Source organism: Fructilactobacillus sp. X2R6C1 (assembly GCF_059901295.1).
In genome coordinates this window covers 50138-76004 of sequence record NZ_JBWXUZ010000002.1, presented here as the reverse complement: position 1 = coordinate 76004, position 25867 = coordinate 50138, and the positions used below count along the sequence as shown (strand labels likewise).

29 protein-coding genes and 1 other annotated feature are annotated in these 25867 nt (G+C 37.1%); of the genes, 2 read left to right on the top strand and 27 right to left on the bottom strand.

The features are described 5' to 3' along the window. Position 1 precedes the first annotated feature (1 nt). From pheT to AC6UDF_RS02400, 5 genes are all read right to left on the bottom strand, one after another. Complete coding sequence (gene pheT, locus AC6UDF_RS02420; RefSeq protein WP_500693678.1) at positions 2–2413, bottom strand: phenylalanine--tRNA ligase subunit beta; 2412 nt, start codon at positions 2411–2413, stop codon at positions 2–4. A 14-nt stretch (positions 2414–2427) separates the two neighbouring features. Further along, positions 2428–3465 carry a phenylalanine--tRNA ligase subunit alpha gene (gene pheS, locus AC6UDF_RS02415; RefSeq protein WP_500693677.1) on the bottom strand — a complete coding sequence of 346 codons (1038 nt, stop codon included), beginning with the start codon at positions 3463–3465 and terminating at the stop codon, positions 2428–2430. Positions 3466–3727: 262 nt separating this feature from the next. Further along, positions 3728–4066, bottom strand: coding sequence for a winged helix-turn-helix transcriptional regulator (locus AC6UDF_RS02410; protein ID WP_500693676.1), 339 nt, complete (start codon positions 4064–4066; stop codon positions 3728–3730). Between the two features lie 17 nt (positions 4067–4083). After that, a complete protein-coding gene (locus tag AC6UDF_RS02405) occupies positions 4084–4566 on the bottom strand; it encodes an HDIG domain-containing metalloprotein (protein ID WP_500693675.1) in 483 nt (160 codons plus the stop codon). A gap of 87 nt (positions 4567–4653) precedes the next feature. Continuing rightward, entirely contained in the window at positions 4654–5421 is a 768-nt protein-coding gene (locus tag AC6UDF_RS02400; protein ID WP_500693674.1) for a TrmH family RNA methyltransferase, read from the bottom strand. 86 nt (positions 5422–5507) lie between these two features. Between AC6UDF_RS02400 and AC6UDF_RS02395 the strand changes: the two genes are divergently transcribed. Then, positions 5508–5792, top strand: coding sequence for an acylphosphatase (locus tag AC6UDF_RS02395; protein WP_500693673.1), 285 nt, complete (start codon positions 5508–5510; stop codon positions 5790–5792). Positions 5793–5862: 70 nt separating this feature from the next. After that, the gene (gene yidC / locus AC6UDF_RS02390; RefSeq protein ID WP_500723789.1) at positions 5863–6834 is read left to right on the top strand and encodes a membrane protein insertase YidC; all 972 of its coding nucleotides are present in this window, start codon (positions 5863–5865) and stop codon (positions 6832–6834) included. Between the two features lie 86 nt (positions 6835–6920). Here yidC and rpmF read toward each other — a convergent pair whose 3' ends face one another. From rpmF to murC, 22 genes are all read right to left on the bottom strand, one after another. Beyond that, entirely contained in the window at positions 6921–7100 is a 180-nt protein-coding gene (gene rpmF, locus AC6UDF_RS02385) for a 50S ribosomal protein L32 (RefSeq protein ID WP_010021570.1), read from the bottom strand. 42 nt (positions 7101–7142) lie between these two features. Beyond that, positions 7143–7697 carry a YceD family protein gene (locus AC6UDF_RS02380; protein WP_500693671.1) on the bottom strand — a complete coding sequence of 185 codons (555 nt, stop codon included), beginning with the start codon at positions 7695–7697 and terminating at the stop codon, positions 7143–7145. Between the two features lie 82 nt (positions 7698–7779). Then, positions 7780–8898: a nucleotidyltransferase gene (locus AC6UDF_RS02375; RefSeq protein WP_500693670.1), complete on the bottom strand. Its 1119-nt coding sequence runs from the start codon at positions 8896–8898 to the stop codon at positions 7780–7782. A gap of 5 nt (positions 8899–8903) precedes the next feature. After that, the gene (locus AC6UDF_RS02370; protein ID WP_500693959.1) at positions 8904–9641 is read right to left on the bottom strand and encodes a class I SAM-dependent DNA methyltransferase; all 738 of its coding nucleotides are present in this window, start codon (positions 9639–9641) and stop codon (positions 8904–8906) included. A gap of 1 nt (position 9642) precedes the next feature. Then, positions 9643–10002: a ribosome silencing factor gene (gene rsfS, locus AC6UDF_RS02365; protein ID WP_500693669.1), complete on the bottom strand. Its 360-nt coding sequence runs from the start codon at positions 10000–10002 to the stop codon at positions 9643–9645. Positions 10003–10010: 8 nt separating this feature from the next. Then, positions 10011–10613 carry a bis(5'-nucleosyl)-tetraphosphatase (symmetrical) YqeK gene (yqeK, locus tag AC6UDF_RS02360; protein WP_500693668.1) on the bottom strand — a complete coding sequence of 201 codons (603 nt, stop codon included), beginning with the start codon at positions 10611–10613 and terminating at the stop codon, positions 10011–10013. After that, the gene (locus AC6UDF_RS02355; protein ID WP_500693667.1) at positions 10606–11175 is read right to left on the bottom strand and encodes a nicotinate-nucleotide adenylyltransferase; all 570 of its coding nucleotides are present in this window, start codon (positions 11173–11175) and stop codon (positions 10606–10608) included. The genes yqeK and AC6UDF_RS02355 overlap by 8 nt, the downstream gene beginning before the upstream one ends. Positions 11176–11186: 11 nt before the next feature. Further along, positions 11187–11498 carry a ribosome assembly RNA-binding protein YhbY gene (gene yhbY, locus AC6UDF_RS02350; RefSeq protein ID WP_500695713.1) on the bottom strand — a complete coding sequence of 104 codons (312 nt, stop codon included), beginning with the start codon at positions 11496–11498 and terminating at the stop codon, positions 11187–11189. 12 nt (positions 11499–11510) lie between these two features. Beyond that, positions 11511–12629 carry a ribosome biogenesis GTPase YqeH gene (gene yqeH / locus AC6UDF_RS02345; RefSeq protein ID WP_500693665.1) on the bottom strand — a complete coding sequence of 373 codons (1119 nt, stop codon included), beginning with the start codon at positions 12627–12629 and terminating at the stop codon, positions 11511–11513. Then, a complete protein-coding gene (locus AC6UDF_RS02340; protein WP_500693958.1) occupies positions 12629–13174 on the bottom strand; it encodes a YqeG family HAD IIIA-type phosphatase in 546 nt (181 codons plus the stop codon). Before AC6UDF_RS02340 ends, yqeH begins: the two co-directional genes overlap by 1 nt. A gap of 103 nt (positions 13175–13277) precedes the next feature. After that, entirely contained in the window at positions 13278–13634 is a 357-nt protein-coding gene (rplT, locus tag AC6UDF_RS02335) for a 50S ribosomal protein L20 (RefSeq protein ID WP_010021582.1), read from the bottom strand. A 34-nt stretch (positions 13635–13668) separates the two neighbouring features. After that, complete coding sequence (gene rpmI / locus AC6UDF_RS02330; protein ID WP_010021583.1) at positions 13669–13863, bottom strand: 50S ribosomal protein L35; 195 nt, start codon at positions 13861–13863, stop codon at positions 13669–13671. 41 nt (positions 13864–13904) lie between these two features. Beyond that, the gene (infC, locus tag AC6UDF_RS02325; RefSeq protein ID WP_500693664.1) at positions 13905–14411 is read right to left on the bottom strand and encodes a translation initiation factor IF-3; all 507 of its coding nucleotides are present in this window, start codon (positions 14409–14411) and stop codon (positions 13905–13907) included. A 38-nt stretch (positions 14412–14449) separates the two neighbouring features. After that, positions 14450–14574: a sequence feature (ribosomal protein L20 leader region), on the bottom strand. Between the two features lie 17 nt (positions 14575–14591). Next, complete coding sequence (gene thrS, locus AC6UDF_RS02320; protein ID WP_500693957.1) at positions 14592–16565, bottom strand: threonine--tRNA ligase; 1974 nt, start codon at positions 16563–16565, stop codon at positions 14592–14594. A 261-nt stretch (positions 16566–16826) separates the two neighbouring features. After that, positions 16827–17753, bottom strand: a complete 927-nt coding sequence (gene dnaI, locus AC6UDF_RS02315; RefSeq protein ID WP_500693663.1) for a primosomal protein DnaI — start codon at positions 17751–17753, stop codon at positions 16827–16829. A 2-nt stretch (positions 17754–17755) separates the two neighbouring features. Continuing rightward, on the bottom strand, positions 17756–19099 hold the full coding sequence (locus AC6UDF_RS02310; protein ID WP_500693662.1) for a DnaD domain protein: 1344 nt from the start codon (positions 19097–19099) through the stop codon (positions 17756–17758). Beyond that, a complete protein-coding gene (gene nrdR / locus AC6UDF_RS02305) occupies positions 19096–19587 on the bottom strand; it encodes a transcriptional regulator NrdR (protein WP_500693661.1) in 492 nt (163 codons plus the stop codon). Before nrdR ends, AC6UDF_RS02310 begins: the two co-directional genes overlap by 4 nt. A 17-nt stretch (positions 19588–19604) precedes the next feature. After that, on the bottom strand, positions 19605–20198 hold the full coding sequence (gene coaE, locus AC6UDF_RS02300; RefSeq protein WP_500693660.1) for a dephospho-CoA kinase: 594 nt from the start codon (positions 20196–20198) through the stop codon (positions 19605–19607). Then, positions 20191–21033: a DNA-formamidopyrimidine glycosylase gene (gene mutM, locus AC6UDF_RS02295; RefSeq protein ID WP_500693659.1), complete on the bottom strand. Its 843-nt coding sequence runs from the start codon at positions 21031–21033 to the stop codon at positions 20191–20193. The genes coaE and mutM overlap by 8 nt, the downstream gene beginning before the upstream one ends. Positions 21034–21045: 12 nt before the next feature. Then, complete coding sequence (polA, locus tag AC6UDF_RS02290; protein ID WP_500693658.1) at positions 21046–23709, bottom strand: DNA polymerase I; 2664 nt, start codon at positions 23707–23709, stop codon at positions 21046–21048. Between the two features lie 93 nt (positions 23710–23802). Continuing rightward, entirely contained in the window at positions 23803–24504 is a 702-nt protein-coding gene (locus tag AC6UDF_RS02285; protein ID WP_500693657.1) for a Bax inhibitor-1/YccA family protein, read from the bottom strand. Positions 24505–24516: 12 nt separating this feature from the next. Further along, positions 24517–25848, bottom strand: a complete 1332-nt coding sequence (gene murC / locus AC6UDF_RS02280) for a UDP-N-acetylmuramate--L-alanine ligase (RefSeq protein WP_500693956.1) — start codon at positions 25846–25848, stop codon at positions 24517–24519. Between the last annotated feature and the right edge of the window lie 19 nt (positions 25849–25867).

Here is a 25867-nt window from a genome sequence, read left to right as displayed (position 1 = left end):
CTTATCTAATCTCAGCGCTTAATTCAGTGGTCAAACGTTTTTGTATTTTATCGACCGCTTTATCAACAGTCTCGTCTTTCAAAGTGGCGTTAGGATCTTCAAAAGTCAATGAATAGGCAATTGATTTTTTGCCTTCAGGCACATTTTGCCCCTGATATACGTCAAATACGGTAGCATTCTGTAAGTAGGCGCCACCTCTCCTAATAATTACATTATATATGTCCTCATTAGTAATGGTACGATCCACTAACATAGCAATATCACGATGAATAGCAGGGTACTGACCAACCTTTTGGTATTGTTGTCCAGACTTAGGAGCCACATTTAAATAATCAAGGTCAAGTTCAAAAACATAGGTTTCTTTAATCTTAAATTGTTTAGCGACTTCTGGATGAACTTCTCCCACAAAACCGATGATGTGATCATCTAGTTTAACAAGCGCTGTTCTACCTGGATGCATTTCGAGAATTTTATCAGTCGCAACATAAGTAACGTCACCCTTTAAGGAAAGACTTTCTAAGTATTTTTCAAGAATTCCCTTAATTTGATAAAAATCAACTGACTTAGCTTTATGGTCCCAGCTTGGAGCAACTAACGATCCAGAAATGGCACCAGCAATATGTTCCACTTCGTCTGGTCTTATCTGATCAGGAGTTTGCTTATAAAAAACACGACCTTGCTCATAAAGTGGCACATTAAGCACGTTTCGAGCCTGGTTATATGCCACATCATCCAATAATCCTGAAATTAAATTCATACGTAAAACGGCATGATCCTCTGTCATTGGCCACTGCAAATTAGTTTCATGACTACCATTTATCATAAACATCTTTGCCTTGGCTTTTGTAGTTAACGAATATGACATAGCATGCGTTAATCCAAGTCCCTCAAGTGTTTCTCTAGATTTTCGAATCATTAATTGCTTTGGTGTTAGTCCACCTTCAGTCGTTTGAGTGATTGGTAATGTTGACGGAATATTGTCATATCCATAGATTCTGGCAACCTCTTCAATTAAGTCAGCATCAATTTGAATGTCCCAGCATCTAGTAGGAACCGTGACCGTCAGATCGTCTCCAGATGCCTCAACTGAGAAACCTAGACGTTTAAAGATTGAAATGATTTCCTCGTCACTAAGATTAGTCCCAAGAACGTGATTAATGTGAGAAGTTGAAATTGAAATCACTCGTGGCTTAACCTCAACATCACTCCCACTAACAACCCCTTGTTGAGATTGACCAAGAGCTAAATCTTGGGTCATTCCCGAAGCATACTCAAGTGCTTGTTCAACGTTTCCATGGTCAATTCCCCGTTCAAAGCGTTGTGAGGCATCCGTGTGTAAGAGCTGTTTTTGTGCCATCTTCCTGGTTTTAACCGGATCAAAAACTCCTGCCTCCAATAAAATATTTTTAGTGTCAGAAGTAACTTCCGAATTTTTTCCACCCATTAGTCCTGCTAAAGCAATTGGCTGGTCAGCCGCAACAACAACATCCGTGTCGGTTAATTTACGGTCATTGCCATCTAGAGTCGTAATTGACTCACCATCTTTAGCATTTCTAACCTCAACCTTATTAGTTTTTAATTTGTCAAGATCATAGGCATGCATTGGCTGTCCAACCTTAGTCATAACAAAATTAGTAATATCAACGACATTATTGATTGGTTTAATGCCCGAATTCCATAATTTAATTTGAAGCCAAAGTGGACTAGGCTTCACGTTTACGCCCTTAACAACTTTAAGCTTATAAATTGGCGCTAAATTAGTATCAGCCTTTGCTGAAACAAATTTCTCGCTGTCGTGCGTTCCAGTTGGAGCACTAGCATGTTCGATGAAGTCAACCGACTCATTAAATACCGCCCCCAAATCATAAGCAGTTCCACGAACACTTAACATGTCTCCACGATTAGGAGTGACGTCCAAATCAATTAACGATTCATTCATTCCCAAATAGTTATAAACCTCGTCACCAATTCGGGCATTATCTGGTAAGAAATAGATTCCGTCTTTCCATTCATCAGGTACCAATGACTTATCAAACCCGATCTCATCTAAGGCACAGAGCATACCGTTTGATTCAACTCCACGCATCTTGGACTTCTTAATTTTAACGTTATTGGCAATTCGCGCTCCAGATAAAGCAACAATAACCTTTTTGCCTACCTGAACGTTTGGCGCACCACAAACAATCTGAATCGGTTCTTGTTCGCCGACATCGATCTGCGTAATGTGAAGGTGATCTGCATCGGGGTGATCCTTAATGGACAAGATTTTTCCAACCACGATTTTCTTTAATCCATCACTCCGCTTAAAAACGGAGTCAACTTCAACTGACGTTTTTTCAATTTTGTTAGCTAGTTCTTTTGGAGAAAGCTTAATTTGAACGTAGTCTTTCAACCATTCATAAGATATCAGCAAATTTATTTCCTCCCTTAATCAAATTGTGACAAGAAACGTAGATCATTAAGATAAAAGTCTCGAATATCGTCTACTCCGTATTTCAGCATGGCAAATCGGTCGGGACCCACCCCAAAGGCAAATCCACCATATACACTACTGTCTACTCCAGCCATTTTTAAAACGTTAGGATGAACCATTCCTGCCCCAAGGACCTCAATCCAACCAGTATTTTTACATACATCGCAACCCCTTCCATTACAATTAAAACAGGTAATGTCTGCTTCAACTGATGGCTCGGTAAACGGAAAGTAACTTGGTCTGAGACGGACTTTAAATTTATCCCCAAACAATTTGTGTGTCATTACCTCAAGAGTTCCCTTTAAATCGGCCATCGTAATGTGCTTATCAATCACAATTCCCTCTACCTGATGAAATTGGTGAGAATGAGTTGGATCATCAGTATCACGTCTATAAACTACGCCCGGGGAAACCATCTTTAAGGGGCCTTTAGAAAAATCATGTTTTTGAAGTGCTCGTGCCTGCATCGGTGAGGTATGAGTTCTCATTAAAATATCCTTGGTAATATAAAAAGTATCCTGCATGTCTCTTGCGGGATGGTTCTTCGGCAGATTCATCATTTCAAAATTATAAACTTCCTCTTCTACTTCAGGACCCGAAAGAACCTGGTAGCCCATTCCAATAAAAATATCATCAATTTCATCAATAATTTGTTGGATAACATGAGGATGCCCCTTTGGAACCGAGTCACCTGGCAGGGTGACATCAATCTTTTCATCCTTTAACTTTTGGTTTAGAGCGACTTGATCTAATTCCAATCTTTTGGAATCAATCTTTTTTGAAAGTTCGTCTCTAACTTTATTCGCCAAGCTACCAATCTTCGGTCTTTCTTCGACTGGAAGTGATGATATTCCATGAAGGGCTTTAGTAATTGAGCCCTTTTTTCCTAAAAGTTTCACCTTTAAATCATTTAAAGCTTTACTATCACTAATAGCCTCAATATCCTGCAACCCACTGGATTTAATTTGTTCTAAATCTTCTTTTAAAGCCATACTAACCTCCAATTCCATAAAAAAAGCTCCATCCCAAAAAAGGGACGAAGCATCGCGTTACCACCCAAATTCACACCAAAGTGCGCACTTATAATGATGAATAACGACATCGACCGAACATTTTAATATTCAATGCTAACATCAAAAAGCGAATTCAACCGTAACGTCCAATTTCAGCTAACATGAACTCTCTGTGTTCGTCGGTCTACTACTTCTTTTATCATTGTATTTAAATAAATATTATAGCAATTTTTATCACTGGTCAAGCATGATCAGGATCACACCACTTGTCAGACCATCCATGAACCGCCTTCATAATCGGACGAAGCTCTTCACCCTTAGAAGTTAACTGATAATAAACCACTCCAGAGTTCTTATCAGCTTGTCTTTTTACGATTCCCACTTTAGCCAACTCTTTTAAGCGTTCGGTCAATACACGATCACTACATTCCTCAACTTTATTGGCTAATTCGCGAAATCGAAGTGGTCCGGCTAATAAAAATGATTCAATGATTAAACCGTTCCATTTTTTCCCTAGAATTTGAAACGCCACTTGAAATTTAGGACACAAATGAATGATTTCTTTATCAGTTAAATCCATTCTCATATCCTCCTAACTTATCTTTTTAATAATCCTTTAACTTTTTTCTTCATCGGTGAGAAAAATTCATCAACTGCCGAATAATCATCAACAAGTGAAACAATCACACTTTCCATGTACTTGGGTCTTGCAAGGGTTAACCCCCACATATGTTTTAGAATAATATCTTGTTCCTTCGGAGTGATATCAGTGATCTTTTTGGCGTTTCTTAGGGCAACACGTGGATGAATATATGCATGTGAACCTAAATCAAACTTAGTAGTTCGCCAATCATAATAGAATAGATCATGCAATAATCCGCCACGGGCAGCCGCTCGATAATCTAAATTCATCTTTTTAGCAATTTTATAACTCTCATAAGACACTGCAATTGAATGCTTCAATCTAGTCGAATGGTGATGTTGGGTGTAATCACCTAATTTTTGAATTTGCGGACTTTCTAACAAATCAGAAATGATTGAAACATATTCAGGGTCATCTTTCCACGATTCTGTTTCCATACTACATTACTCCAATCCGTCTCTAAGTTAATTCTACCCAATTAGATAAGTTCCATTCAATCATAAGAACTCACTTTAAGAAACAATTTAATTTTTGATTCGAAACATGATAACAGCAGCCGCAATTGCTACATTTAAAGATTCAGCCTTCCCCTCAATGGGAATATACAAATTATCATCAGTTAATTTTAGTAAGCCAGAGCTCATTCCATTCCCCTCATTACCCATAATTAAAGCGAAATCATTTTTAGAAGGGACATCTCGATAGTTAATGGCACTGGAATTAAGCTCTGTCCCATATACCTTAATTTTTAGCTTCTTAAACATCTCAACGGCATGTTCTAGATTCATTTTAATAATCGGAAGATGAAACTGACTTCCCTGCATGGCACGTAAAACCTTCCCGTTATATTCACTAGAAGTTCCGTCACCAAAGATCACTCCAGAAAAACCTGCGGCATCCGCTGTCCTTACCATCGTTCCGATATTACCGGGATCTTGAACGTTATCAAGCAGAAGCCAAGCTCCGCTAACTTTAGCAACATCAATCTTTGGTTCTTCAATCTTACACACGGCAAAAATTCCTTGAGTTGTCGAAGTATCACTTAATTCAGTAGCAACTTCATCTGATATAACAATGATATTTTCACCAGAAAGGTCATCTCCATGAGCCAAATATTGATCTTCGGTTGCTAAGATGGTTACCAACTGATCTGCTTTAAGATAATTCATTGCCTCGGATACCAGATGCCAACTTTCAATTAAATATTCCCCGCTCTTTTTTCTTCCTTTACTGGTATGTAACTTTTTAATATCTTTAATGGTTTGGTTTTGTTTAGAATTAATTCTTTCCATTTATATTCCCCTTAAAATGAATTAGAATTGATATTGTTGTTCTTATAATATCACAGTTACGGTAAACGCTTTTAAGGAGAATCATTTTGTCAAACAATCAGTCAGTCAAAATAATCGTTTCAGGACTTGTCCAAGGCGTTGGATTTCGATATAGTACTAAAAAAATCGCAGATCAATATTCGATTACTGGAAGTGTCCAAAACATGCCCAACGGAACCGTTTTAATCATCGCAAATGGGACTAAATCGGAGTTAGACGATTTTATTCATTCAATTAAAACTGCACCTAATAGTTTTGCTAAGATCCAAAACATTAAAACACAGTCAATTAAACTTCCAAAAGTTCCAAATTCATTTTCAATTAAAATCTAACTTGAAATTGCTGAAATATTCTTATTAGGTTAGTATGTAACATGTTACTTAAAAGTTAGGAGTTAACTAAATGAAAAAAATTAAGAAACTAGGTTTATTCGGTTTTATTGCCATGGTTGGCATTTTTTTAACTGGATGTGTAAGAACCGATTCAAAGGGACGTCCCTTTGGATTCGTTTATCATTATTTAGCCGTTCCCGGGCAACACGTTATGGATTGGCTAGCACAATACGTTGGTGGCTATGGATGGGCTTTAATTGCAATTACCGTAATTGTTAGAACCTTGCTTTTACCAATGATGATTAGTCAGATGAAAAAATCTACTATTCAACAGGAAAAAATGAATTTGGTTAAACCACAAATGACCAAGATTCAACAACTCCTAAAAAAAGCAACGACCAAAGAACAGCAGGTTGCCTTAAATCAGCAGATGATGCAACTCTATAAAGACAACGGAATCAGTATGACAGGTGGGATTGGATGCTTGCCATTATTGATCCAGTTACCAGTGTTTGCTGCTCTGTATGCAGCTATTCGTTACTCACCTGAAGTTTCTCATACCGTCTTTATGGGAATTAAACTAGGTCAATCCAGCATCTTATTAGCCGTCTTGTCATTTCTGGCTTATGCACTTCAGGGATATCTTTCAACCGTTGGGATCCCTAAAGAACAGAAAAAACAAATGGCGATTATGATGTTAATTAGTCCGATCATGATTCTATTTGTTACCCTTTCATCACCAGCTGGATTAGGAATTTACTTCTTTATTGGTGGATTATTTGCCTGCGTTCAGACCTTTATCATCAATTTGTCCCGTCCACGAATTAGAAAACAAATTAATGAAAAAGCCAAAAAGAATCCTCCCAAAGTTGTCATTCCAAAGGAATTAGAAGAAGAGATTAAGACAGGAGCCGAACCAAGTTCAACAAACAGCTCCAAAAATACAGTTTCTAAATCCGGAGAATCCGAGACTGAGATTGAACACGAAAACAACCGAAAACGTAATGCGGGCAAACAACAGCATCATAATCATAACGAGTAAATAAAACCGACAATTAAATTGTCGGTTTTTTAATACAAAAAAGAACTTCAAAAACCCATGGTGTTTTTGAAGTTCTTTATTTTAAATTAACCCTTTTTGGCAACTACTTCTTTACCGTCATAGTAACCACAGTTAGGACATACAAAATGTGACTTACGTAGTTCGCCACAGTTAGGACATGGGCTCATGCCAGGAACTGATAAACTGTCATGCGAACGACGCATGTTTCTTCTTGCTTTAGAAGTTTTTCTCTTTGGTACAGCCATTATTCACAACCTCCTCTTAATTTGATTTCCACTAGTGAATTTTTAAGTCTTGTCATCGTCTGAAGGTTTGAAATCCTTTAATTTTGCAAGACGTGGATCAACATTTTTATCTTCTTCCACCTGTCGATTAAAATCATCTTCAGAAATAACTTCCCAGTCATTTCCTTCAGGCATTGCTTTACCCTTCTGCTCTTCTGGTGAAAGAACTTGCATCGGAATGTTGACAATTATGTTATCGACAACTGCTTTATCAAAATCAATCATCAAGTCATCACCAACAACTAACACTACTTCTTCATTATCATATCGGTTTAACGCAGTTTCAGTTAACACATAAATCTCACTAATATTAAAATCCATGGGTAACTTAACTGGAGTTAACGATCGTGAAGAAGGAACTGTTACACTACCTTTGACGTGAGCATCTATAATCACATCTCCGTTGTCAGGAGTGGCAGATACATCAACGTCAAAGGAAGTGGCATCAAGAATACTTTTCGGATATCGATTCATTAAATCGTCTTTTAAATCCACTGTCTCATGGGTTGTAAACGGTTCTTTCTTATATCCTAGTAGTTTTTCAAATGACCACTTCATAATTTAACCTCCAATGCAACACGACTAATTATACATACCATAAAATTCATTGTCAAGGTCCTATCCTTGATAGCACGGTCTTCTATATAACAATGGGATAAGTAAATTTATCTTGCATTCGACCATTGATCATTCCATAAAGAATTCCAGAACGGCATTCTAGTTCCAACGTATTATTAAATTCTTCTTTTCCAATTCGATCAACGATCGGATATGGGATTGCTTTTTTAACTTGATTCAGATAACTTTTCCCGGTATCGTTCATTCCCAAAACTCGGACAACCGGATTATAACTAGTCATTTGTGTTTTCTTTATTTTAAATAACGTATAGACCAGCAGTCTTTGAATCCTAGTGTAGGTATACCGTTTTGTCTTAACATCTTTAATAAACGCCTGATAGGTTGTGTCTTTAACCGCCATTTGCTTTAGACGATTCTCTAATCCCTCAGTCATCTGATAAATTTGATTTAAATCAGCTATCGAACTCTGAGTCAATTCATAACGTAAAAAGGGCCAAAAGTCTGACCAGAAAACTGGTTTTTCGTTGTCTAGGACGACAGAAGAATTGGGAATAAACTTTTGGTAACGACGATCCTGTGATTTAATTGAAGCGCGAATAGCTTTGCCACTCGCAATTTTTCCACTCAACTCTCCACTATTATGCTCACTACTGTACCGCTTAACCGGAACTAGCTTTAAAGGGGAACCCAACTTCTGATTGGCCTTTGCATACCAATACGCAAGTGTATCATTTGGCTTAATTAAATCAATTCCACTCTGTTCTTTAATTGTTCGTTGAAATAATTTTGGATAGGAAAAATTATAATTATGAAAATTATCAGACGGATGAACGTCAATAGATGCCAACTTCGTAAAATTCCAGTCACTGTGCTCACTACCAAACGATAAGTATGAACAGCCCAAAGCTTCTACAAGTTTCATCGACCGCTCTGCAAAAATACTGGCAGGTTGAACCGCATCCGATATTGAAAGTTCAATTACTAAATCAACTCCGTTATCTAAAGCCATCTGAGTGCGGATCCATTTATCATAGATAGCTGGCTCGCCTCTCTGAGTCCAATTACCACTCATAAATATTACCGTTACATCCGCTTCAGTTCGTCTTTTAGCTTCCTGTAATTGATACAGATGACCATTATGGAAAGGATCATATTCGGTTATTATTCCAACAGCTTTCATTTGGATTATTCCTCACTACATACAAAGAACCAACGGGTAGTATCATCTTTAACCTTATCTTTTCCAAAGTTACTCGTCACCTTAACGTTATTAAATCCGACTTCATTCAGTGCCTGAGTGTATTTTACCAAGGGATAGGTTCGTTCTTTATGGGTTTCATTATATTCATCAAAACCGTTAATATTCCGATTGTAATCAAAAAAAGATAGATCATGTTCCACTGAATGAGGAAAATCACCAACAAAGGTATTCCACATAAAAGCATGGTCACCATCGTTGGTGTTAAACATATAGCCTGGATAAACAACATCGGTCTGATAAGGGGTGATCACATCAAATAAGAATTTACCATTCTTAACAAGATGTCCTTTAACCTGAGCAAACATTGTTTTAACTTGCTCAATATTTTCTAAATAACAAATCGAATCGTCAAAACACGTAATGGCACCATAATTGGGTACACCATCCAGGTCTAGCATATTGGCATTAATTAACGCCACGTCAAACACATGGCTTTCATTTAAATGATCATTTGCGATGGCCAGCATATCATCCGATAAATCAGCTCCAGATACGACATAACCTGCTTTTTTTAAAGTAACCAAAAGACGACCAGTCCCACAGGCTAAATCTAAAATATGCTTTTCTTTAGGGACGTTATCAGCTACAAACTCATACCACTTTCGATATAGATGATTGTCAAATAATTTATCATAAAATGACGCAAACTCAGAATAAATCATATCAGTCTTCACTGACCCAATCAGTTATATCAAGATCAGGAGCGTCAGACCAAAGCTTCTCTAAGTTGTAAAAGGAACGTTGTTCACTCTTAAAGACGTGAATAATAATATCACCGAGGTCAATTAATACCCAAGATCCTGTATTTAGCCCTTCGACCCGTAAAACTTCAACGTGCTCCTCACTCAATCGATCAATAATATCATTTGCGATTGCCTTCACCTGACGAACACTAGGAGCATCCATAATGACAAAATAACGACCGACCAACGACAATTCTTCAATGTCTAAAACCACAATATCGTGGGCGCGTTTACTATCAGCAGTTTCAACAATATTTTGTAAAATCTTATTATTATCCATATAATCCCCTACTTTTTACCAGCAACAATTACATTAAAAGCTGTAATCGCACCGGGATAAATTGCCTTTCCGTTGCTTGCCAAATATGAAATGGTACTTTTAGTTTGATATTTAACACCATCCCATAAATTTTGATTGGTAATCTTACGAGCTTTTTCAACCCCATCAAAATCACGGGCCGGCTCAATGTAGTCAGCCATATAAGTAATCTGTGCAACTTTGTCCATGTCAGGCGATGCGATCGTATGATATTTAATCGCGTTTAGAATTCGACTATCATGAATCCCAAGTTCTGATTCCACAATCAGATAACCCACGTAGCCATGCCAAATAGCATTTCCATAATTAAGTAGTTCTGGATTCAAATGATGGGACTTAATAATGTCAATAAATTCCGAATCCGGCCGTTGTTTGGCATAATCATGAACCAGACCACTAAGTCCAGCTAAAGTTTCGTCCACATTAAACTCTCGTGCTAAGGTAATGGCGGTCTCTTCAACTCGCAAGCAATGTTGAAACCTTTTCTCTTTTAACGTCGCTTTTAGTTTGGCAACAATTTGATCACGATCATACTTAGAATATTTTTGATAATTAATTTTCTCTTTATCCATATAAATCATGCTCCTTAATGTACCGTAACACCGCATCTGGCAACAAATATCTGACACTTTCACCCTTTTCAAGATGTGATCTAATTAAAGACGATGAAATAGCTATCTCAGGTGAGTCAACAAAACTTACTGGGTACTTAGAAGACTCAGAATTACCCGGACGATTAACGCCAACAAATTTAACCATTTTAATAAGATCATCAATTCGATACCATTTTGGCAGATATTCGACCATATCGCCACCAATGATAAAGTAATAATCAACATCGGGATGAATTTTAGTTAATTCCTTAATCGTATCATAGCTATAACTTTTCCCCTTGCGATTTACTTCAATCATTTCAATTTTAAAATTAGCGTTATCCCTAATGGCTAAATTAATCATGTTAACCCGATCAGAAGCATCAATTGCGGACTTATAATCAACATGTGGTGGCAAATAATCGGGCATAAATAGAACTAAATCGAGGTTTAATTGGGTTAAAGCTTGTTCAGCCATAATTAAATGACCATAGTGAATGGGGTTAAAAGTTCCACCTAAAATTCCAACCTTTTTGCGCATCAATCAATCTCCTACAAATTTGCCACTTCAATCGATAATTTACGATAATTGTCCTTACTTGATTCCTTAAACAATAAAAGTGTCTTACCAATCGTTTGGACAACTTGGATGTCCGAGTTATTCTCAATAAATTGTTTAACGTCACTCACATCCACATCGGCAGATTGTTGAAGATTAATTTTAATTAATTCACGGTGATCAACAGCATTTTTAACTTCATTCATCCAAGTCTCATCTAACCCATTCTTTCCAACTGAGAAAATGGGCCGCATATGATTCGCTTTTGCTCTTAAAAATCGTTTTTGTTTTCCCTTTAAATTCATTATTAAATACTCCTAAAACATTGCTTTTCTAACTAACACTGACACACCCTTAGGAGCATATCCAGCAACCGTGGAACCTTTCGGAACGGTAATCCATCCCAGTCCTTCAATCACTAAATCACTTCTGTCAGTAATTTTAAATTCATGTCGTTTTAACTCAACGACGTTGTCCTTACCAGTTGGTGGGGTCAATAATTCACCGGCATGTTTCTCAAAAAATTCATCAGCATTTGTTAATTTGGTTCGATGAATCATCAGATTATTGTCAGCATAAACGGTAAAGCCATGACGTTCCCCCGAGATAAAATCAAACCGGCCAATTGCACCTAAGAATAACGTCTGCCCTGGATCCAACTGATAAGTCCTGGGTTTAATCCGTTTTTGCGGTGAAACATACTTCAAGTCTTTAGAACTTAAATAGTGAGCCATCTGATCTTCATGAACAACACCAGGTGTATCGATCAACTCTTTTCCATCTTCCAACGGTATTTTGATCAAATCGAGGGTAGTACCAGGAAACTTAGAGGTAGTAATAACCTGCTTCTCACCAGTGCTTTGTTGGATAATTTGATTAATTAAGGTAGATTTGCCAACGTTAGTTACTCCAACCACATAGACATCTCGGCCCTTCTGATTTTTTGAAATGGCTTTTAACAGATCGTCGACTGATTGATTCGTCTTGGCAGATACTAATTCAATATCAATAGGTCTAATTCCATTCTTATTTGCCATTTGACGTAACCAATCTTTAACTTTGTTCTGGTTGAACGACGATGGCAACAAGTCTAATTTGTTACCAACTAAAATAATCGGATTGTTACCAACAAAGCGCTGAATCCCAGGAATCATACTTCCATCTACATCAAATACATCCACGACGTATACTACTAACGAATCAGTGTCGCTAATTTCACTCAATAACTTTACAAACTCGTCATTTGAGATGCTGATTGGTTCAATTTGATTATAATGACGAAGCTTAAAACAACGCTGACAGTATAATTTTCCAGAATCAATTCCCTTCTTGATTGCTGATTTAGGCGTGTAACCAGCCTGTTTCGGATCGGTATCTTGAATTTGTGCCCCACACCCAATGCAATATAAGGGCTCATTATTTTCATCATTATCCATTAATCAATATCATCCTTCCACTTTAAATCACTGTACTTTCGCATCAATTGTGCATATACAAACGTTTCAAAGAAACGATTAATCCGTGTGTTCCACGCATCTGAAGTAACCAATGGCTTTACCAAAATACTTCTAATTCGAGTATTATTAGCGGCCCATATATCCGTTAAAATTTGATCTCCCACCATTACCACTTGGCTTCGTTTTAAACGATACGTTTTAAGAGCCCTTAAAATCCCAAAAGTAAGTGGTTTTAAAGCCCGGGCAATAAATGGTAACTCAAGACTAGTAAGAGCTTTCTCTAGTCTTTCCCGATTATTATTTGAAACCACAATCACCCTGATTCCATGATCTCGAACTCTTTTGAGCCAATCGTGCAGTTCTACGGTTCCCTCAGGATTATTCCACGGAATTAGGGTATTATCTAAATCGGTCAGAATTACATTAATCCCGTAACTTTCAAGTTTTTCTGGGGAAATTTGATAAATATTGTTAACCATCCAAGTCGGTTTGAATAATGATAGCATATAGACCTCTCTGTAAATAAGAATTGATGTTTCTATTTTAAATCATTTATGTATAGATTGGGAGCATCCCAATCCGATAAAAAAACTTCCACCAAACAAGAGCGGTGAAAGTTTTTTAGGCTTATTTTAATGCTGCTTTGGCTTTTTCCGCTAATGCAGAAAAGGCATCAGCATCGTTAACTGCTAAGTCAGCTAACATTTTTCTGTTCATATCGATGTTAGCAAGTTTCAAACCATGCATGAATTTACTGTAACTCAATCCATTATTTCTAGTGGCTGCGTTAATTCTTGCAATCCAAATCTTTCTGAAATTACCTTTATTGGCACGACGGTCACGAAAGGCATATTCCTGTGACTTCATTACTTGATCTTTAGCAGTTTTGAATAAACGATGCTTAGCACCGCGGTATCCCTTAGCTAATTTAAGAACACGCTTACGACGATTACGTGTGGTAGTTCCACCTTTTACTCGTGGCATATTAAAATCCCCCTATACAAACTATATTATTCGCTTATTTTTGTAGTAATTCTTTGTAAGTCTTCAAGTTTGACTTAGCCATCATACGTGTTCCACGTAAATGTCTACGTTGTTTCTTAGTTTTACCGTGAAAACGGTGACTAGTGTAGGCATGACCACTCTTTAAACCACCATTAGCAGTTTTTCTAAAACGCTTTGCGGCAGCACGATTTGATTTCAATTTTGGCATATTATATTCCTCCTCATCGATTCATAACCCAATTAAATGAGTTATTTCTTTTCATTCTTACTTGGTGCAAGCATTAAGAACATACTTCGGCCATCCATTTTTGCTCGTTGAGTAACATCAGCAACGTCAGAAGTAGCTTCCGCCATTTTGTTTAAGACGTCTCTTCCAATACTTTTATGGGTAATAGCACGTCCCTTAAATCTAATAGAAACTCGAACACGTTCGCCCTTAGTCAAAAATTTCTTGGCATTTTTAAGCTTGGTATTGAAGTCATTACTATCAATTGTCGGACTTAACCTAATTTCTTTAACACTAACAGTTTTTTGACGCTTTCGAGCTTCACGCTCTTTCTTTTGGCGATCAAAACGATATTTCCCGTAATCAATAATCTTGGCTACGGGTGGTTTTGCTTTGGGAGCAACAACAACTAAATCCAAATTAGCTTCTTCAGCAATTGACAAAGCTTCTTTAGTAGATTTGATTCCTAATTGATCTCCATTAGCACCGATTAATCTCAACTCGCGAGCATGGATACCCTCGTTAACCATCTTATCTCTTGCTATGGTAATTCACCTCCAGGTAATTTTAAGCAGAAAAATAGCGGATGCTACAGAGCACCCGCTACACCTAAAAACATTAGGACTTTCATTCGTAGAATGCCCAGCGATCAAAATCACTCAGGCGAGAAGCGGGAAGCTTCTGCTTTTGACTACATAATAGTACCAACTTTATTTAATTTTGTCAACTGGCTTGGACTCTTCTTCATCGTTACGTGAATAAGTAGCAATATCATGAAGAACTTCTGAAATAAAGTCATCAATTAACATATCGCGACTGTCATCTTCACCATACTTACGAACAGAAACGGTATTATTCTTAATTTCATCATCACCAACAACTAACGTATATGGAATCTTCTTGGTTTGTGCGTCACGAATCAAGTATCCCATCTTTTCACCACGTTCGTCGACATTGGAACGTAAGTTTAACGCACGAAACTTTTCGTTTAATTTACGTGCGTAATCTCCGTGTTTTTCATCACTAACCGGGATGATTTGAATTTGATCGGGTGCAAGCCATGTCGGAAAAGCACCTTTATACATTTCAATTAAGTAAGCAGTAAATCGTTCCATGGTAGAAACAATTCCTCTATGAATCATAACCGGACGGTGTTCCTTACCATCTTCACCAACATAATGAAGATCAAATCGTTCCGGTAACATAAAGTCAAGTTGAATGGTAGATAACGTCTCTTCATTTCCTAGAGCCGTCTTAGTTTGAACATCAAGCTTAGGACCGTAAAATGCAGCTTCACCCTCGGCTTCAACGTAATCAAGGCCCAAGTCATCCATAGCGCCCTTTAACATCGTTTGCGCTTTGTTCCACATTTCATCATCGTCAAAGTACTTTTCGGTATTCTTGGGATCACGATAACTTAATCTGAACGTATAGTTATTAATGTCAAAATCATGATAAACTTCCATCATCAAATTCAAGATTTTTTTGAATTCTTCTTGAATTTGATCGGGTGCAACAAACGTATGACCATCATTTAAAGTCATTTCACGAACTCGTTGAAGACCACTAAGTGCACCAGACTTTTCGTATCGATGCATCATTCCTAGTTCAGCAATTCGTAGAGGAAGCTCTTTATAAGAACGAATATGATGATTGTAAATCTGAATATGAGATGGACAGTTCATTGGACGTAATTCCAACATTTCGTCATCATCCATCTTCATTGGTGGAAACATGTCGTCTCGATAGTGATCCCAGTGACCAGATTGCTTATACAAATCCAAATTAGCTAATACTGGGGTATAAACATGTTGGTAACCATGAGCAATCTCTTTATCAGTGATATAACGCTCAATTGTACGACGAATCGTTGCACCCTTTGGCATCCAGTAAGGAAGACCAGCTCCAACCTTTGGATCGACAAAGAATAAGTCAAGGTTATTCCCAATAACACGATGGTCACGTTCTTTAGCCTCTTTACGCTTCTTCAAATCTTCATCTAGGTCATCAGCTTTAAAGAAGGCCGTGCCATAAATTCTTTGAAGCATTGGATTGGATGACTTACCTTCCCAATAAGCACCAGCAACAGACAAGAGCTTAAAGTGTTTTAGGTCTTTCAAACTTGGAGCTACTACCCCTTGAGCTAGCGTTTTAACCCCATCGATACTGTAAAAAAGAATATTATCAGAATCAATATTGGCAATTAGTTGTGCTTGATAAGGATCACCATCAACTTCTTTTAAAGCGTCCTCCTTACTTAGATAAACCCTTTCGACGATAGCGTTATTTTTGATGATCTTTTTCATTTTATCAGCTAATTCATCTAGTTCATCTGAACTAACTTGACGATCTTCCTTGTCAGTATCAACAAAGAAACCATCTTCATCAGCGGCAATTTCACCAATGCGAATATCATGATACTTTTCTTTGACCGCCGTTTCCAGTAACTGAGCAGCACCCTGTCGTAGGATTTTAAGACTCTCATCAGAACCGGAAGTAATGATGTCAATCTTGCCACCATCTTTTAGTGGTTGCATCAAATCAACAACTTTTCCATCAATCTTAGCCGCAACTGCCTTTTTGGCTAGACTAACTGAAATTGACTTGGCAATATCTGCTGCAGTAACCCCCGAATCAAATTCTTTCTTGTTACCATCTGGAAACTCAAATGATAATTTAGCCATTTTACTCATTCCTTTCATAAAAAAAGTCCCTAGTAAATCAATACTAGGGACGCCATTAGCGCGGTTCCACCCAAATTCGTCCATTTATTTGGACATCTCGTTTAAAACCTATTTATTAATGTCATTTAATAAAGGTGGTAAGTAAGTTACTCCAAACAGATAGTTTCCAGAAAACCTATCCTCTCTGTGAAATTCGTAATCACTCATGTCCTTAACAATTAACAGTCTAAACAACGACCTGTTACATGTCAAGAATAATCATTATTTATTCCTGCGATTCCTACCATCAAGTTCAATGGGCTTTGCTAAAAATTTAATTCGTTCCATCAATCGCTTAGCTTTAAGTGGTTCCACATCTCCCTGAGCATTAATCTTTAAATGCTCTTGTTCCAATTGATCCATGGAAAAGTTAGAACTAAAAAAGGTGGGAAGCTCATTTTGCATTCGATACTCTAAAACAACCCCAAGAATGTCGTCTCTGATCCAAGATGACATTGAGTCTGCTCCAATATCGTCAATCATCAAAATTGGAGCAGTTTTAATTTCATCCAGCTTACCGCCAACTTGATTGTTTCCAATTGCATTTTTAATTTCAACGGCAAAACTTGGAAAATGAATCAAAACCGAACTATAACCGTCAGAGGCCAAACGATTGGCAATTGCTCCAAGTAAATAAGTTTTACCTACGCCAAAGGGACCATATAGGTACAACCCCTTCTGAAAATGCTGAGGATTATTTTCATATGAACCAATAAAATCAAGTGCTCCTTCCAAAGCTTGAGCTCGTTCAGCTGTCTGTTCATAGTCACTTAAATTTGCCGATTTAATTTCTTTGGGCATTGAAATGGACTTAATGCGTGACGCAAATTGTTCTCGCTTCTGCTTGTTTAACAACGCTTGCGTAGGTTCGTACGAAACGTCAATCAAATGGTCACTTAAAACCAAGGTTGGTTGGTATCCCTTAGCAAAGTTAGCGTTTCCCTCTTCCAACTTTTTCTTTTCATTGACAAATTCATACAGTTTTGATGCCGACCGTTTCACAACATCATCACTTAACTCACTCTCATTGTCACTTAAAAATTGTTTAACGTCTGGATCAGAATAAACCGAATTCATTAACTGTTGGTAATTATGATTCAAATTTTTCTTTTTCATCAATTGGCTCATCTCATCACTAACATTCTTCATGATTACTCATCCCCAGACTTTTTATTTAATGAATTTAATTTCTCAGCAATTCGTTTTCGCTGAGTAGTCGAAATTTTTTCATTACCCCGACTTTTATTTTCCTTAGCCCAGTCAGGCAATGTTTCTTTGACATTTGTACGCCTTCGGTATCTTCTTTGTCGATTGTTTTTACTTTCAGTAACCTGTTCCTGACGGTGCTTAATGTCGTCAATCGCTTTCGATGCACTATTAATTTTTCTTTGCGCCCAATCATTTGCAATGGTGTCAATTAAATTTTTATTAATGGTAGGTTTCCCCTCGTCAATCAAGATGTGATAAACAAGGATATTGATCACTCCATTACTCAAAGTGTTGCGATTAATAAGTTCAGATAGAATCCTTTCTTCAGCGGAAGTAGTAAAGCCACCTTTTTCACTCTTTAAAGAATCAAGAAATTCTACTGGAGCGGAAGAATCAGCAATTTGGGCCAATTGCTGTTCCTTGGCCGTTAGCTTACTTTGTAACTTGTCTGCCTCATGGACATGGTTTTGCTTGGATTGATTTTCTGCTGGAGCCTTTATTTGATTTCGTCTAGAAATTAATATCTTAAACTTTTTAGGGTCAAAACGATTGTTAACCAAGTTACTGGCCTTCTCAATGTATTGTGCCATCTCAAGTTCACCAATTCCATATAATCGGTTGGTGTTACTAAAGAGTGTCTCATACTTTTTAACACTTTCATTTTCGACAAAGGACTTATCCAAAATATTCATCAATAGCTTAAAGTCAAACTGATCATTTGAAAGCTTATCATCAAAGGAATCTTTTTTTACATTAGCCTTGCCTTGAACTGCCTTGATTACACTTGGTTGGTCATTTACTTTCTCATTATTAACTGAAAATACTTGCAGGAAATTACGAGTTTGATCATCTAACCCACTAAAATCAAAATGTTCTGGTAAGAGTTCATCTGAAAGTTGTAAATAGCGATCTTCACCAACCATTTCAAGTAATAACAGACTCAAAAGACTATCACAAAAAAATTGGTCAGGATTAAGTGGCAGTAAAAGTTGATACTCATACAAGTCGATTTCAAAAGAATGATCAACATACGTCTTAAGCAAACCCGATCCTTCAAGTTTCATAAGTGAATCATCTAGTTCTTTGGCATCAATGCTAAGATCAGACATTAATTCAAAATTAACGTGCTTCTCATCATCAATTAACCATAAACAATTGTATAAGGCATATGCATTTTTACCAATGACTGGCATGTACAACAAATCGACATAATGACGTTCAACATCACTAATGGGCTGTGATCGATAAACTTTAAAATCAGTTTTAGGATTAATTCCGTTGATCATTCTTTATTCTTATCCTCATTATTTTCGTCTTCATCATCCATTAATTCTTTGAGTTTATTATAAAAGACTGACATATCCTTAAATTGGCGGTAAACACTTGCAAACCGAATATAAGCAATTTCGTCAACTTCTTTTAGTCCTTTCATAACACCCTCACCAATAGTTTGGCTAGCCACTTCATGGCTGCCATCATCAGCGTCATAAGCTATTTTTTCAACCTTATCAACAATATGGTTCATCTGTTCCATCGAAACTGGACGCTTTTCAGATGATCTGACAATTCCACGCAAAATCTTAGAACGATTGAATTCTTCTCGATCACCGTTCTTTTTTACAACTAACAAGGGGCTTGATTCAATCACTTCAAATGTCGTAAACCGAAATCCACATTCTTCACATTCCCGTCTTCGACGAATACTTTCACCATCTTTGACTCGACGACTTTCTAAAACCTTTGAACCGATATGATGACACCGTGGACATTGCATTTTTTCACCTTCACTAATTACATAACAATTACTAAATCATACCAATCTTTAACCGACGACTTCAATTGATCGAAAGTGCCAGAGTTATCAATACACCAATCAGACAGTCGTGCTTTTATTGGTTGTGCCCATTGAGCACCAATCATTTTACTAGCTCGACTTATTGAAATATCATTTCTTCTAACTAACCGTTGCAGTTGAACAACTGGATCACACGTAACCATCAGATTAGCATCAGTTAAAATCTGAAATCCATTTTCAAAAAGGGTGGGAGCGTTTAAAATCACCAAACGTTGATCGTGTAACTTGTTTAGCCGAGTATTAACTTCACGAAAAAGGTATGGGTTAACAATTTGGACTAACTTTTTCATACCATCACGATTTGAAAAAACAATCTTACCCAAAACACCTCGATCAATTTGCCCGTTACTTTTAATCACTAAACTGCCAAACTGCTCACTAATTTGATGAATTAACTCACGATTATCTTGTTCCAATTCATGTGTGATGGAATCTAGGTCTAATGTAGAAACCCCTAAAGTAACTAAATAATCACTTGCAGCCGATTTGCCGGTTGCAATTCCACCGGTTAATCCAATAACTTTACTCACTTAGATCACCATGAACTTTTTGACAATGAGGACAGAAACTAGTACCTCTTTGTGCAACCTTGATTTTTTCAATAGTAGTTCCACAACGCTCACACGGTTGTCCTTTTTTACCATAAACATGAAGATGATTTTGAAAGCTGCCCTCTTCACCAAAGGCATTTTTATAAGTAAACACCGTTGTTCCATGACCCTTGATGGCTAACTGAATTTCTTTAATGATGTTTTCCCTTAAAGTTTCAATTTCCTGATCACTTAAATAGTTAGTAGCCTGTTCCGGATGAATCTTAGATAACCACAAACTTTCATCAGCATAAATATTCCCAATCCCAGCAATGTTAGATTGATCTAATAAAAATGCCTTAATTTTTCGGTGAGACTTATGCAGTTGCTTCTTTAAATAATCAAACGTTAAATCATTCTCAGTTGGCTCCGGTCCAATTTTGTTCAATCCTGACAAATCATAAACCTGAGAATCCTTAACTAAATTCATCTTTCCAAATTTTCTTGTGTCATTGTAACGAAGCTTTCGACCATCGCTTAAATGAAAAACAACGTAAGTATGTTTTTGATTCTCAGTACCCTCAGGTACCACATCATATTTACCTTCCATTCGTAAGTGAGAAACTAAAGTATAATCGTCACTTAGCCGGATTAAGAGGTATTTACCCCTCCGATCAATTTGTAAAATATCCTTACCAGCTAACAAATCTTCAAATTCTTTTACTGGTAAATTCAACATTTTTGGATACAAAGCATCCACGGAAACAATCTTTTTACCCTGTACAAGATTGGTTAACCCTCTTCTTATCGTTTCAACTTCAGGTAACTCAGGCATTCCTACACCCCATTATTTTTTTATATCATACCAATTTGGTCCGTAATGACTTTCAACTTTTAGCGGTACATCCAGATCAACCGCAGAATCCATAACACTTGGAACTAATTTTTCTAAAATTGGAATCTCTTCTTTTGGTGCTTCAAAGATTAGTTCATCATGAATTTGCAGTAACATCGTGGCCTTTAAACCGTGTTTCTTAAGTTCTTTTTGCATTCTGATCATTGCAACTTTAACAATATCGGCAGCACTCCCTTGAATGGGTGAGTTCATTGCCGTTCTTTCGGCAAACGAACGCTTCTGAAATTGCTTAGAATTAATATCCGGCAGGTAGCGACGACGTTTCATGATGGTTTCAGCATACCCATGATCTTCGGCGAACTTAACGCTATCTTGGGTGTATTTTTTGACCCCTGGATATTCCTTAAAATATTTATCAATAAATGCTTGAGCCCGTTTTCGTGATATGCCAGTATTTTTAGCAAGTCCATAAGCACTAATTCCATAGACAATCCCAAAATTGACAGCTTTTGCTTGTCTTCTCAACTCGGGAGTAACATCCTCGTTGCTTGGAAGTTCAAATATCCGTCGTGCGGTCGCTGCATGAATATCTTCCCCATTTTTAAAAGCTTCCTGCATGTTCTTATCTCCAGAAATGGCAGCTAAGACACGTAATTCAACTTGAGAATAATCCGATGAAAATAGTTGCCATCCCTTATGACGAGGAACAAACGCTTCACGAATTTTGCGACCTTCTTCAGTTCGAACTGGAATATTTTGAAGGTTTGGGTCAACCGAGGACAATCTTCCAGTTTGAGTTAAGGTCTGTAGATAACGGGTATGAACTTTATGATCACGAGAATAAATGTCTTTTTTGATTCCATCAATATAAGTTGAAATCAATTTTGACAGTTGCCTGTACGCCAGGACATTATCGACAATCGGATTCAGACCCGCAATTTTTTCTAACACATCAACCGACGTAGAGTACCCTGTTTTGGTTTTTTTCACAACTGGTAATTTCAACTTATCAAACAGGATTTCACCTAACTGCTTTGGTGACCCGATGTTGAATTCTTCTCCAGCCTCGTGATAAATCGACTGCTCAATTTCTGATAAATGCTCAGTAAATTTACTCTTCAATGCTTCGAGGGTATCTACGTCCACCGTAATTCCTTCAATCTCCATTGCACTTAGCACATAAGACAATGGAACTTCTATGTTACGGTACAAATCTAATTGATTGTGTTTCTTTAAATCATCAATCATTTTATCTTTTAAATCATTAATTGCCAATGCTTTCCTGACAATGTGAGCAAAAAAAGTCTCATCATTTTCTGGCAGCTGTTTTTTCTTTCCAGTTCCATAAACCTCACTATCTGGTTTAACCCCATAATATCCGTGCCGATTAGCCACTTTAGCCAAATCATTACTATTATCAAGGGTATTCAGTAAATATGAAGCTAATAACATGTCAAAATCAACGTTATTTAACTGAATATGTTCGCGATTGGCAGCCACAATTTGCGCTTTAGCATCGAAAACATTTTTTTTAATATCGTGATTTTCTAAAATGCCTTTTATTTTCGGATCATCTAAAAGATCAATATCCTTACTTACAAACCAATGATCCTTATCCCCAATAACAAAACCAACAAATGGAGCAGTATGGTAATTTTCATCCAACATTTCAATGTTAAAGACAACATCTTCTGACAAGTGATCTAACTCGGCTAAATTGTCTTTATTTAAAATCGTATATTTAACATCTGGAAGTTTCTCAGCCGACTGACTCTCTGATCCTTCCATTTCCTTTAAAAAGGATTTCATGTTCATTTTCTTATAAAAATCAACTAACTTATCATTATCGGGACCATCATACTTTAAATCTGATAATGAAATTGTGAGGGGAGCATTGCAGTCAATGGTGGCTAATTTTTTAGACAAAAATGCCTGGTCTTTATCCTTAATCAAATGCTCTTTCAATTTTTTACCAGAAACTTCATCGATATGATTATAAAGATTATCAATACTATCAAATTTTTGAATTAACTTGATCGCGGTCTTTGGACCAACTTTTTCAACACCCGGATAGTTATCCGAGTTGTCTCCCTGAAGACCCTTTACGTCAATAATCTGTCTAGGAGTAATTCCCATCGTCTCTTTTACAAAGTCTGGCGTGTATTTCTCAATTTCACTCACACCCTTCTTTGAAATCGCAACGGTAACTTTATCCGAACAAAGTTGGGTAAGATCACGGTCTCCCGTTATGATAGTAACTTGATAGCCGTCATCAGCCGCTTTCCTTGAAAGCGTCCCAATAATATCGTCAGCTTCATAGTCTTGCAATTCATAGGTTTTAATTCCCCGATCATGGAGCAGATCCATTACAAACGGGAATTGTTCACGTAATTCGTTGGGCATTTTTGCCCGTCCGGCTTTATAATCTTCGTACATTTTGGTTCTAAAGGTTGTTTTACCTGCATCAAAAGCGGCAAGAGCTGACGTTGGCTGAACATCCTTTAAAATGTCATCTAGCATTCGATTAAAACCATAGATCGCACTGGTGTGCAATCCGTCTTCATTGGTAAAACGTTCCAAGGAAGTAAATAACGCAAAGAATGCTTTATACGTTAAAGAATTTCCGTCAATTAATAATAATTTCTTGTCTGCCATAAAATTCTCCTTTAGAATTAATTACTATTATTTTAACACTTATAATCAGTTCAATTGCGAAAAAAAACATGGTCAATCGACCATGTTTTTTTATTAATCTCGATTATTTCCAAAAATACCAAAGACCTCAAGAAGAAATGTAAATAGGTTTAGAAAATCAAGATACAACTGAAGTGCCCCAGAAATTGCAAGTCCGTTTACATTAATGTTACCAGAGTACTGCATGTACATTTTCTTTAAGTTTTGTGTATCAGTAGCACTCAACGCAGTAAAAATAATGATCCCAACGGCTGAAATAAATAACTCAATCCATGGATTTCTCAAGAATAAGTTAATTACCATCGCAATAATTAAAGCAATTAATGCTGCAAACAATTGCGTGCTTAACTTGGTTAAATCTCTGTGAGTAGTGAAACCAATCGCACTCATTACCAAGAAAATACTAGCACTGGATACTAACGCTGCTCCAATGGTACCAAGATTAAAGGCAATGAAAATGTAACTAAGTGAAAGCCCTGTTAAAACCGAGAAAACCAATAATCCGATAAAGCTTAACGTCGGATTACTTTGTGCAAATCCCGAAATCACAAAGGAAATTATGAACCAAACGATTAAAATTACTAATCCTGAGGCCCCACTACTGATGTTTGGCATAAAAACACTACTTAAATACGCAGAAATAGCAGAAATTAAAACCGCAATTCCCATAATCCCATATACTTTGGTAAAAAACGCGTTGAGTCCAGCATTATCGCCAACTACCCGACGACCACTTTCTCCATCAAAATTATTCATTTTTATTCTCCTTTAATTAACCTTCTTACTTAAATGACTTAACAATTCCTCATAGGCTCTTTCGTACTTTTGAATATCTCCAGCACCCATAAATATTACCACGGCATCGTGATATTGCAACAGTGGAGACATGTTTTCTTCCTCAATTAATCCACCATCTTTGGTAATTTTATTAACCAAATCCTCGCTCTTAACGTGTCCCGACTTTTCTCTTGGAGAACTATAAATTTTAGTAACGTATACCTTATCTGCTTTGCTTAACGTTTTAGCAAAGTCATCAAGATAGGCAATCGTTCGACTAAAAGTATGGGGCTGAAAAACAGCAATGATCTCCTTATTGGGATATTCTTGTCTAGCGGCATCTAAAGTGGCCTTAATCTCAGAGGGATGATGTGCGTAATCATCAATAATTGTCATATCGCCAACTTTAACTTGAGAAAAACGACGCTTAACCCCCTTGAAAGTTTGAAGTTCACGCCTGATTTCGTCCAAATTAACGTCTTCAAAATATGCAACGGCAATTACCGCCAAAGAATTTAAGACATTGTGTTCTCCATACAAAGGAATACTGAATTCCCCTAGGTCCTTTCCGTCATATTTAACGTGAAAAGTCGATCCAGCAGTTGTTCGCTTAATATCCACCGCCTGAAAATCGTCATCATCACTAGTTCCATAGTAATAAATTGGAACTGAAGCTTTTAACTTCCGTAAATTCTGATCATCGCCCCAAGCAAAAATAGCCTTTTTAACTTGGTTCGCAAAGGTTTGAAAGGCGTCAAAAACGTCCTCAATTCCGGTATAGTAATCCGGATGATCAAAATCAATGTTAGTCATAATGGCATAATCCGGATAAGTTGCCAGAAAATGGCGGCGATACTCGTCGGCCTCATAGACAAAGAAACGCGCATCAGTGGTTCCTTTCCCAGATCCATCACCAATCAGATAATCAGTTGGTGCGATCCCGCCTAATACGTGAGAAAGTAGTCCAGTGGTACTGGTTTTTCCGTGAGCACCACATACTCCGATGCTCGTGTACCCCTCAATTAATTCTTCCAAGAAATCAGGATAACTATAAATTTTTAGTCCTAACTCTTCGGCTCTTTCAATCTCCGGATGCGTATCAGGGAAAGAATTCCCTTTAATAATCGTCATTCCCTTTTTAATATTATCAGGATTGAATGGTTCAATCTTAATTCCAGCATTTTCTAATCCTTGCTGAGTAAAGGTATATTTTTCAATGTCAGAACCCATGACCTTACAACCGCGATCATGGAGAATGAGTGCCATCGCACTCATCCCAGTACCCTTAATTCCTACAAAAAAATAAGTAGTGTCTTTATTTATGTTAGTCATTTAGTTGGAA

What these genes read in the sequence shown, in the direction of transcription:
- pheS (WP_500693677.1), bottom strand. Translation starts at nt 3,465, where the DNA reads ATGGCTTTAAAAGAAGATTTAGAACAAATTAAATCCAGTGGGTTGCAG.
- AC6UDF_RS02410 (WP_500693676.1), bottom strand. Translation starts at nt 4,066, where the DNA reads ATGGATTTAACTGATAAAGAAATCATTCATTTGTGTCCTAAATTTCAA.
- AC6UDF_RS02405 (WP_500693675.1), bottom strand. Translation starts at nt 4,566, where the DNA reads ATGGAAACAGAATCGTGGAAAGATGACCCTGAATATGTTTCAATCATT.
- AC6UDF_RS02400 (WP_500693674.1), bottom strand. Translation starts at nt 5,421, where the DNA reads ATGGAAAGAATTAATTCTAAACAAAACCAAACCATTAAAGATATTAAA.
- yidC (WP_500723789.1), top strand. Translation starts at nt 5,863, where the DNA reads ATGAAAAAAATTAAGAAACTAGGTTTATTCGGTTTTATTGCCATGGTT.
- rpmF (WP_010021570.1), bottom strand. Translation starts at nt 7,100, where the DNA reads ATGGCTGTACCAAAGAGAAAAACTTCTAAAGCAAGAAGAAACATGCGT.
- AC6UDF_RS02380 (WP_500693671.1), bottom strand. Translation starts at nt 7,697, where the DNA reads ATGAAGTGGTCATTTGAAAAACTACTAGGATATAAGAAAGAACCGTTT.
- AC6UDF_RS02375 (WP_500693670.1), bottom strand. Translation starts at nt 8,898, where the DNA reads ATGAAAGCTGTTGGAATAATAACCGAATATGATCCTTTCCATAATGGT.
- AC6UDF_RS02370 (WP_500693959.1), bottom strand. Translation starts at nt 9,641, where the DNA reads ATGATTTATTCTGAGTTTGCGTCATTTTATGATAAATTATTTGACAAT.
- rsfS (WP_500693669.1), bottom strand. Translation starts at nt 10,002, where the DNA reads ATGGATAATAATAAGATTTTACAAAATATTGTTGAAACTGCTGATAGT.
- yqeK (WP_500693668.1), bottom strand. Translation starts at nt 10,613, where the DNA reads ATGGATAAAGAGAAAATTAATTATCAAAAATATTCTAAGTATGATCGT.
- AC6UDF_RS02355 (WP_500693667.1), bottom strand. Translation starts at nt 11,175, where the DNA reads ATGCGCAAAAAGGTTGGAATTTTAGGTGGAACTTTTAACCCCATTCAC.
- yhbY (WP_500695713.1), bottom strand. Translation starts at nt 11,498, where the DNA reads ATGAATTTAAAGGGAAAACAAAAACGATTTTTAAGAGCAAAAGCGAAT.
- yqeH (WP_500693665.1), bottom strand. Translation starts at nt 12,629, where the DNA reads ATGGATAATGATGAAAATAATGAGCCCTTATATTGCATTGGGTGTGGG.
- rplT (WP_010021582.1), bottom strand. Translation starts at nt 13,634, where the DNA reads ATGCCACGAGTAAAAGGTGGAACTACCACACGTAATCGTCGTAAGCGT.
- rpmI (WP_010021583.1), bottom strand. Translation starts at nt 13,863, where the DNA reads ATGCCAAAATTGAAATCAAATCGTGCTGCCGCAAAGCGTTTTAGAAAA.
- infC (WP_500693664.1), bottom strand. Translation starts at nt 14,411, where the DNA reads ATGGTTAACGAGGGTATCCATGCTCGCGAGTTGAGATTAATCGGTGCT.
- thrS (WP_500693957.1), bottom strand. Translation starts at nt 16,565, where the DNA reads ATGGCTAAATTATCATTTGAGTTTCCAGATGGTAACAAGAAAGAATTT.
- dnaI (WP_500693663.1), bottom strand. Translation starts at nt 17,753, where the DNA reads ATGAAGAATGTTAGTGATGAGATGAGCCAATTGATGAAAAAGAAAAAT.
- AC6UDF_RS02310 (WP_500693662.1), bottom strand. Translation starts at nt 19,099, where the DNA reads ATGATCAACGGAATTAATCCTAAAACTGATTTTAAAGTTTATCGATCA.
- nrdR (WP_500693661.1), bottom strand. Translation starts at nt 19,587, where the DNA reads ATGCAATGTCCACGGTGTCATCATATCGGTTCAAAGGTTTTAGAAAGT.
- mutM (WP_500693659.1), bottom strand. Translation starts at nt 21,033, where the DNA reads ATGCCTGAGTTACCTGAAGTTGAAACGATAAGAAGAGGGTTAACCAAT.
- polA (WP_500693658.1), bottom strand. Translation starts at nt 23,709, where the DNA reads ATGGCAGACAAGAAATTATTATTAATTGACGGAAATTCTTTAACGTAT.
- AC6UDF_RS02285 (WP_500693657.1), bottom strand. Translation starts at nt 24,504, where the DNA reads ATGAATAATTTTGATGGAGAAAGTGGTCGTCGGGTAGTTGGCGATAAT.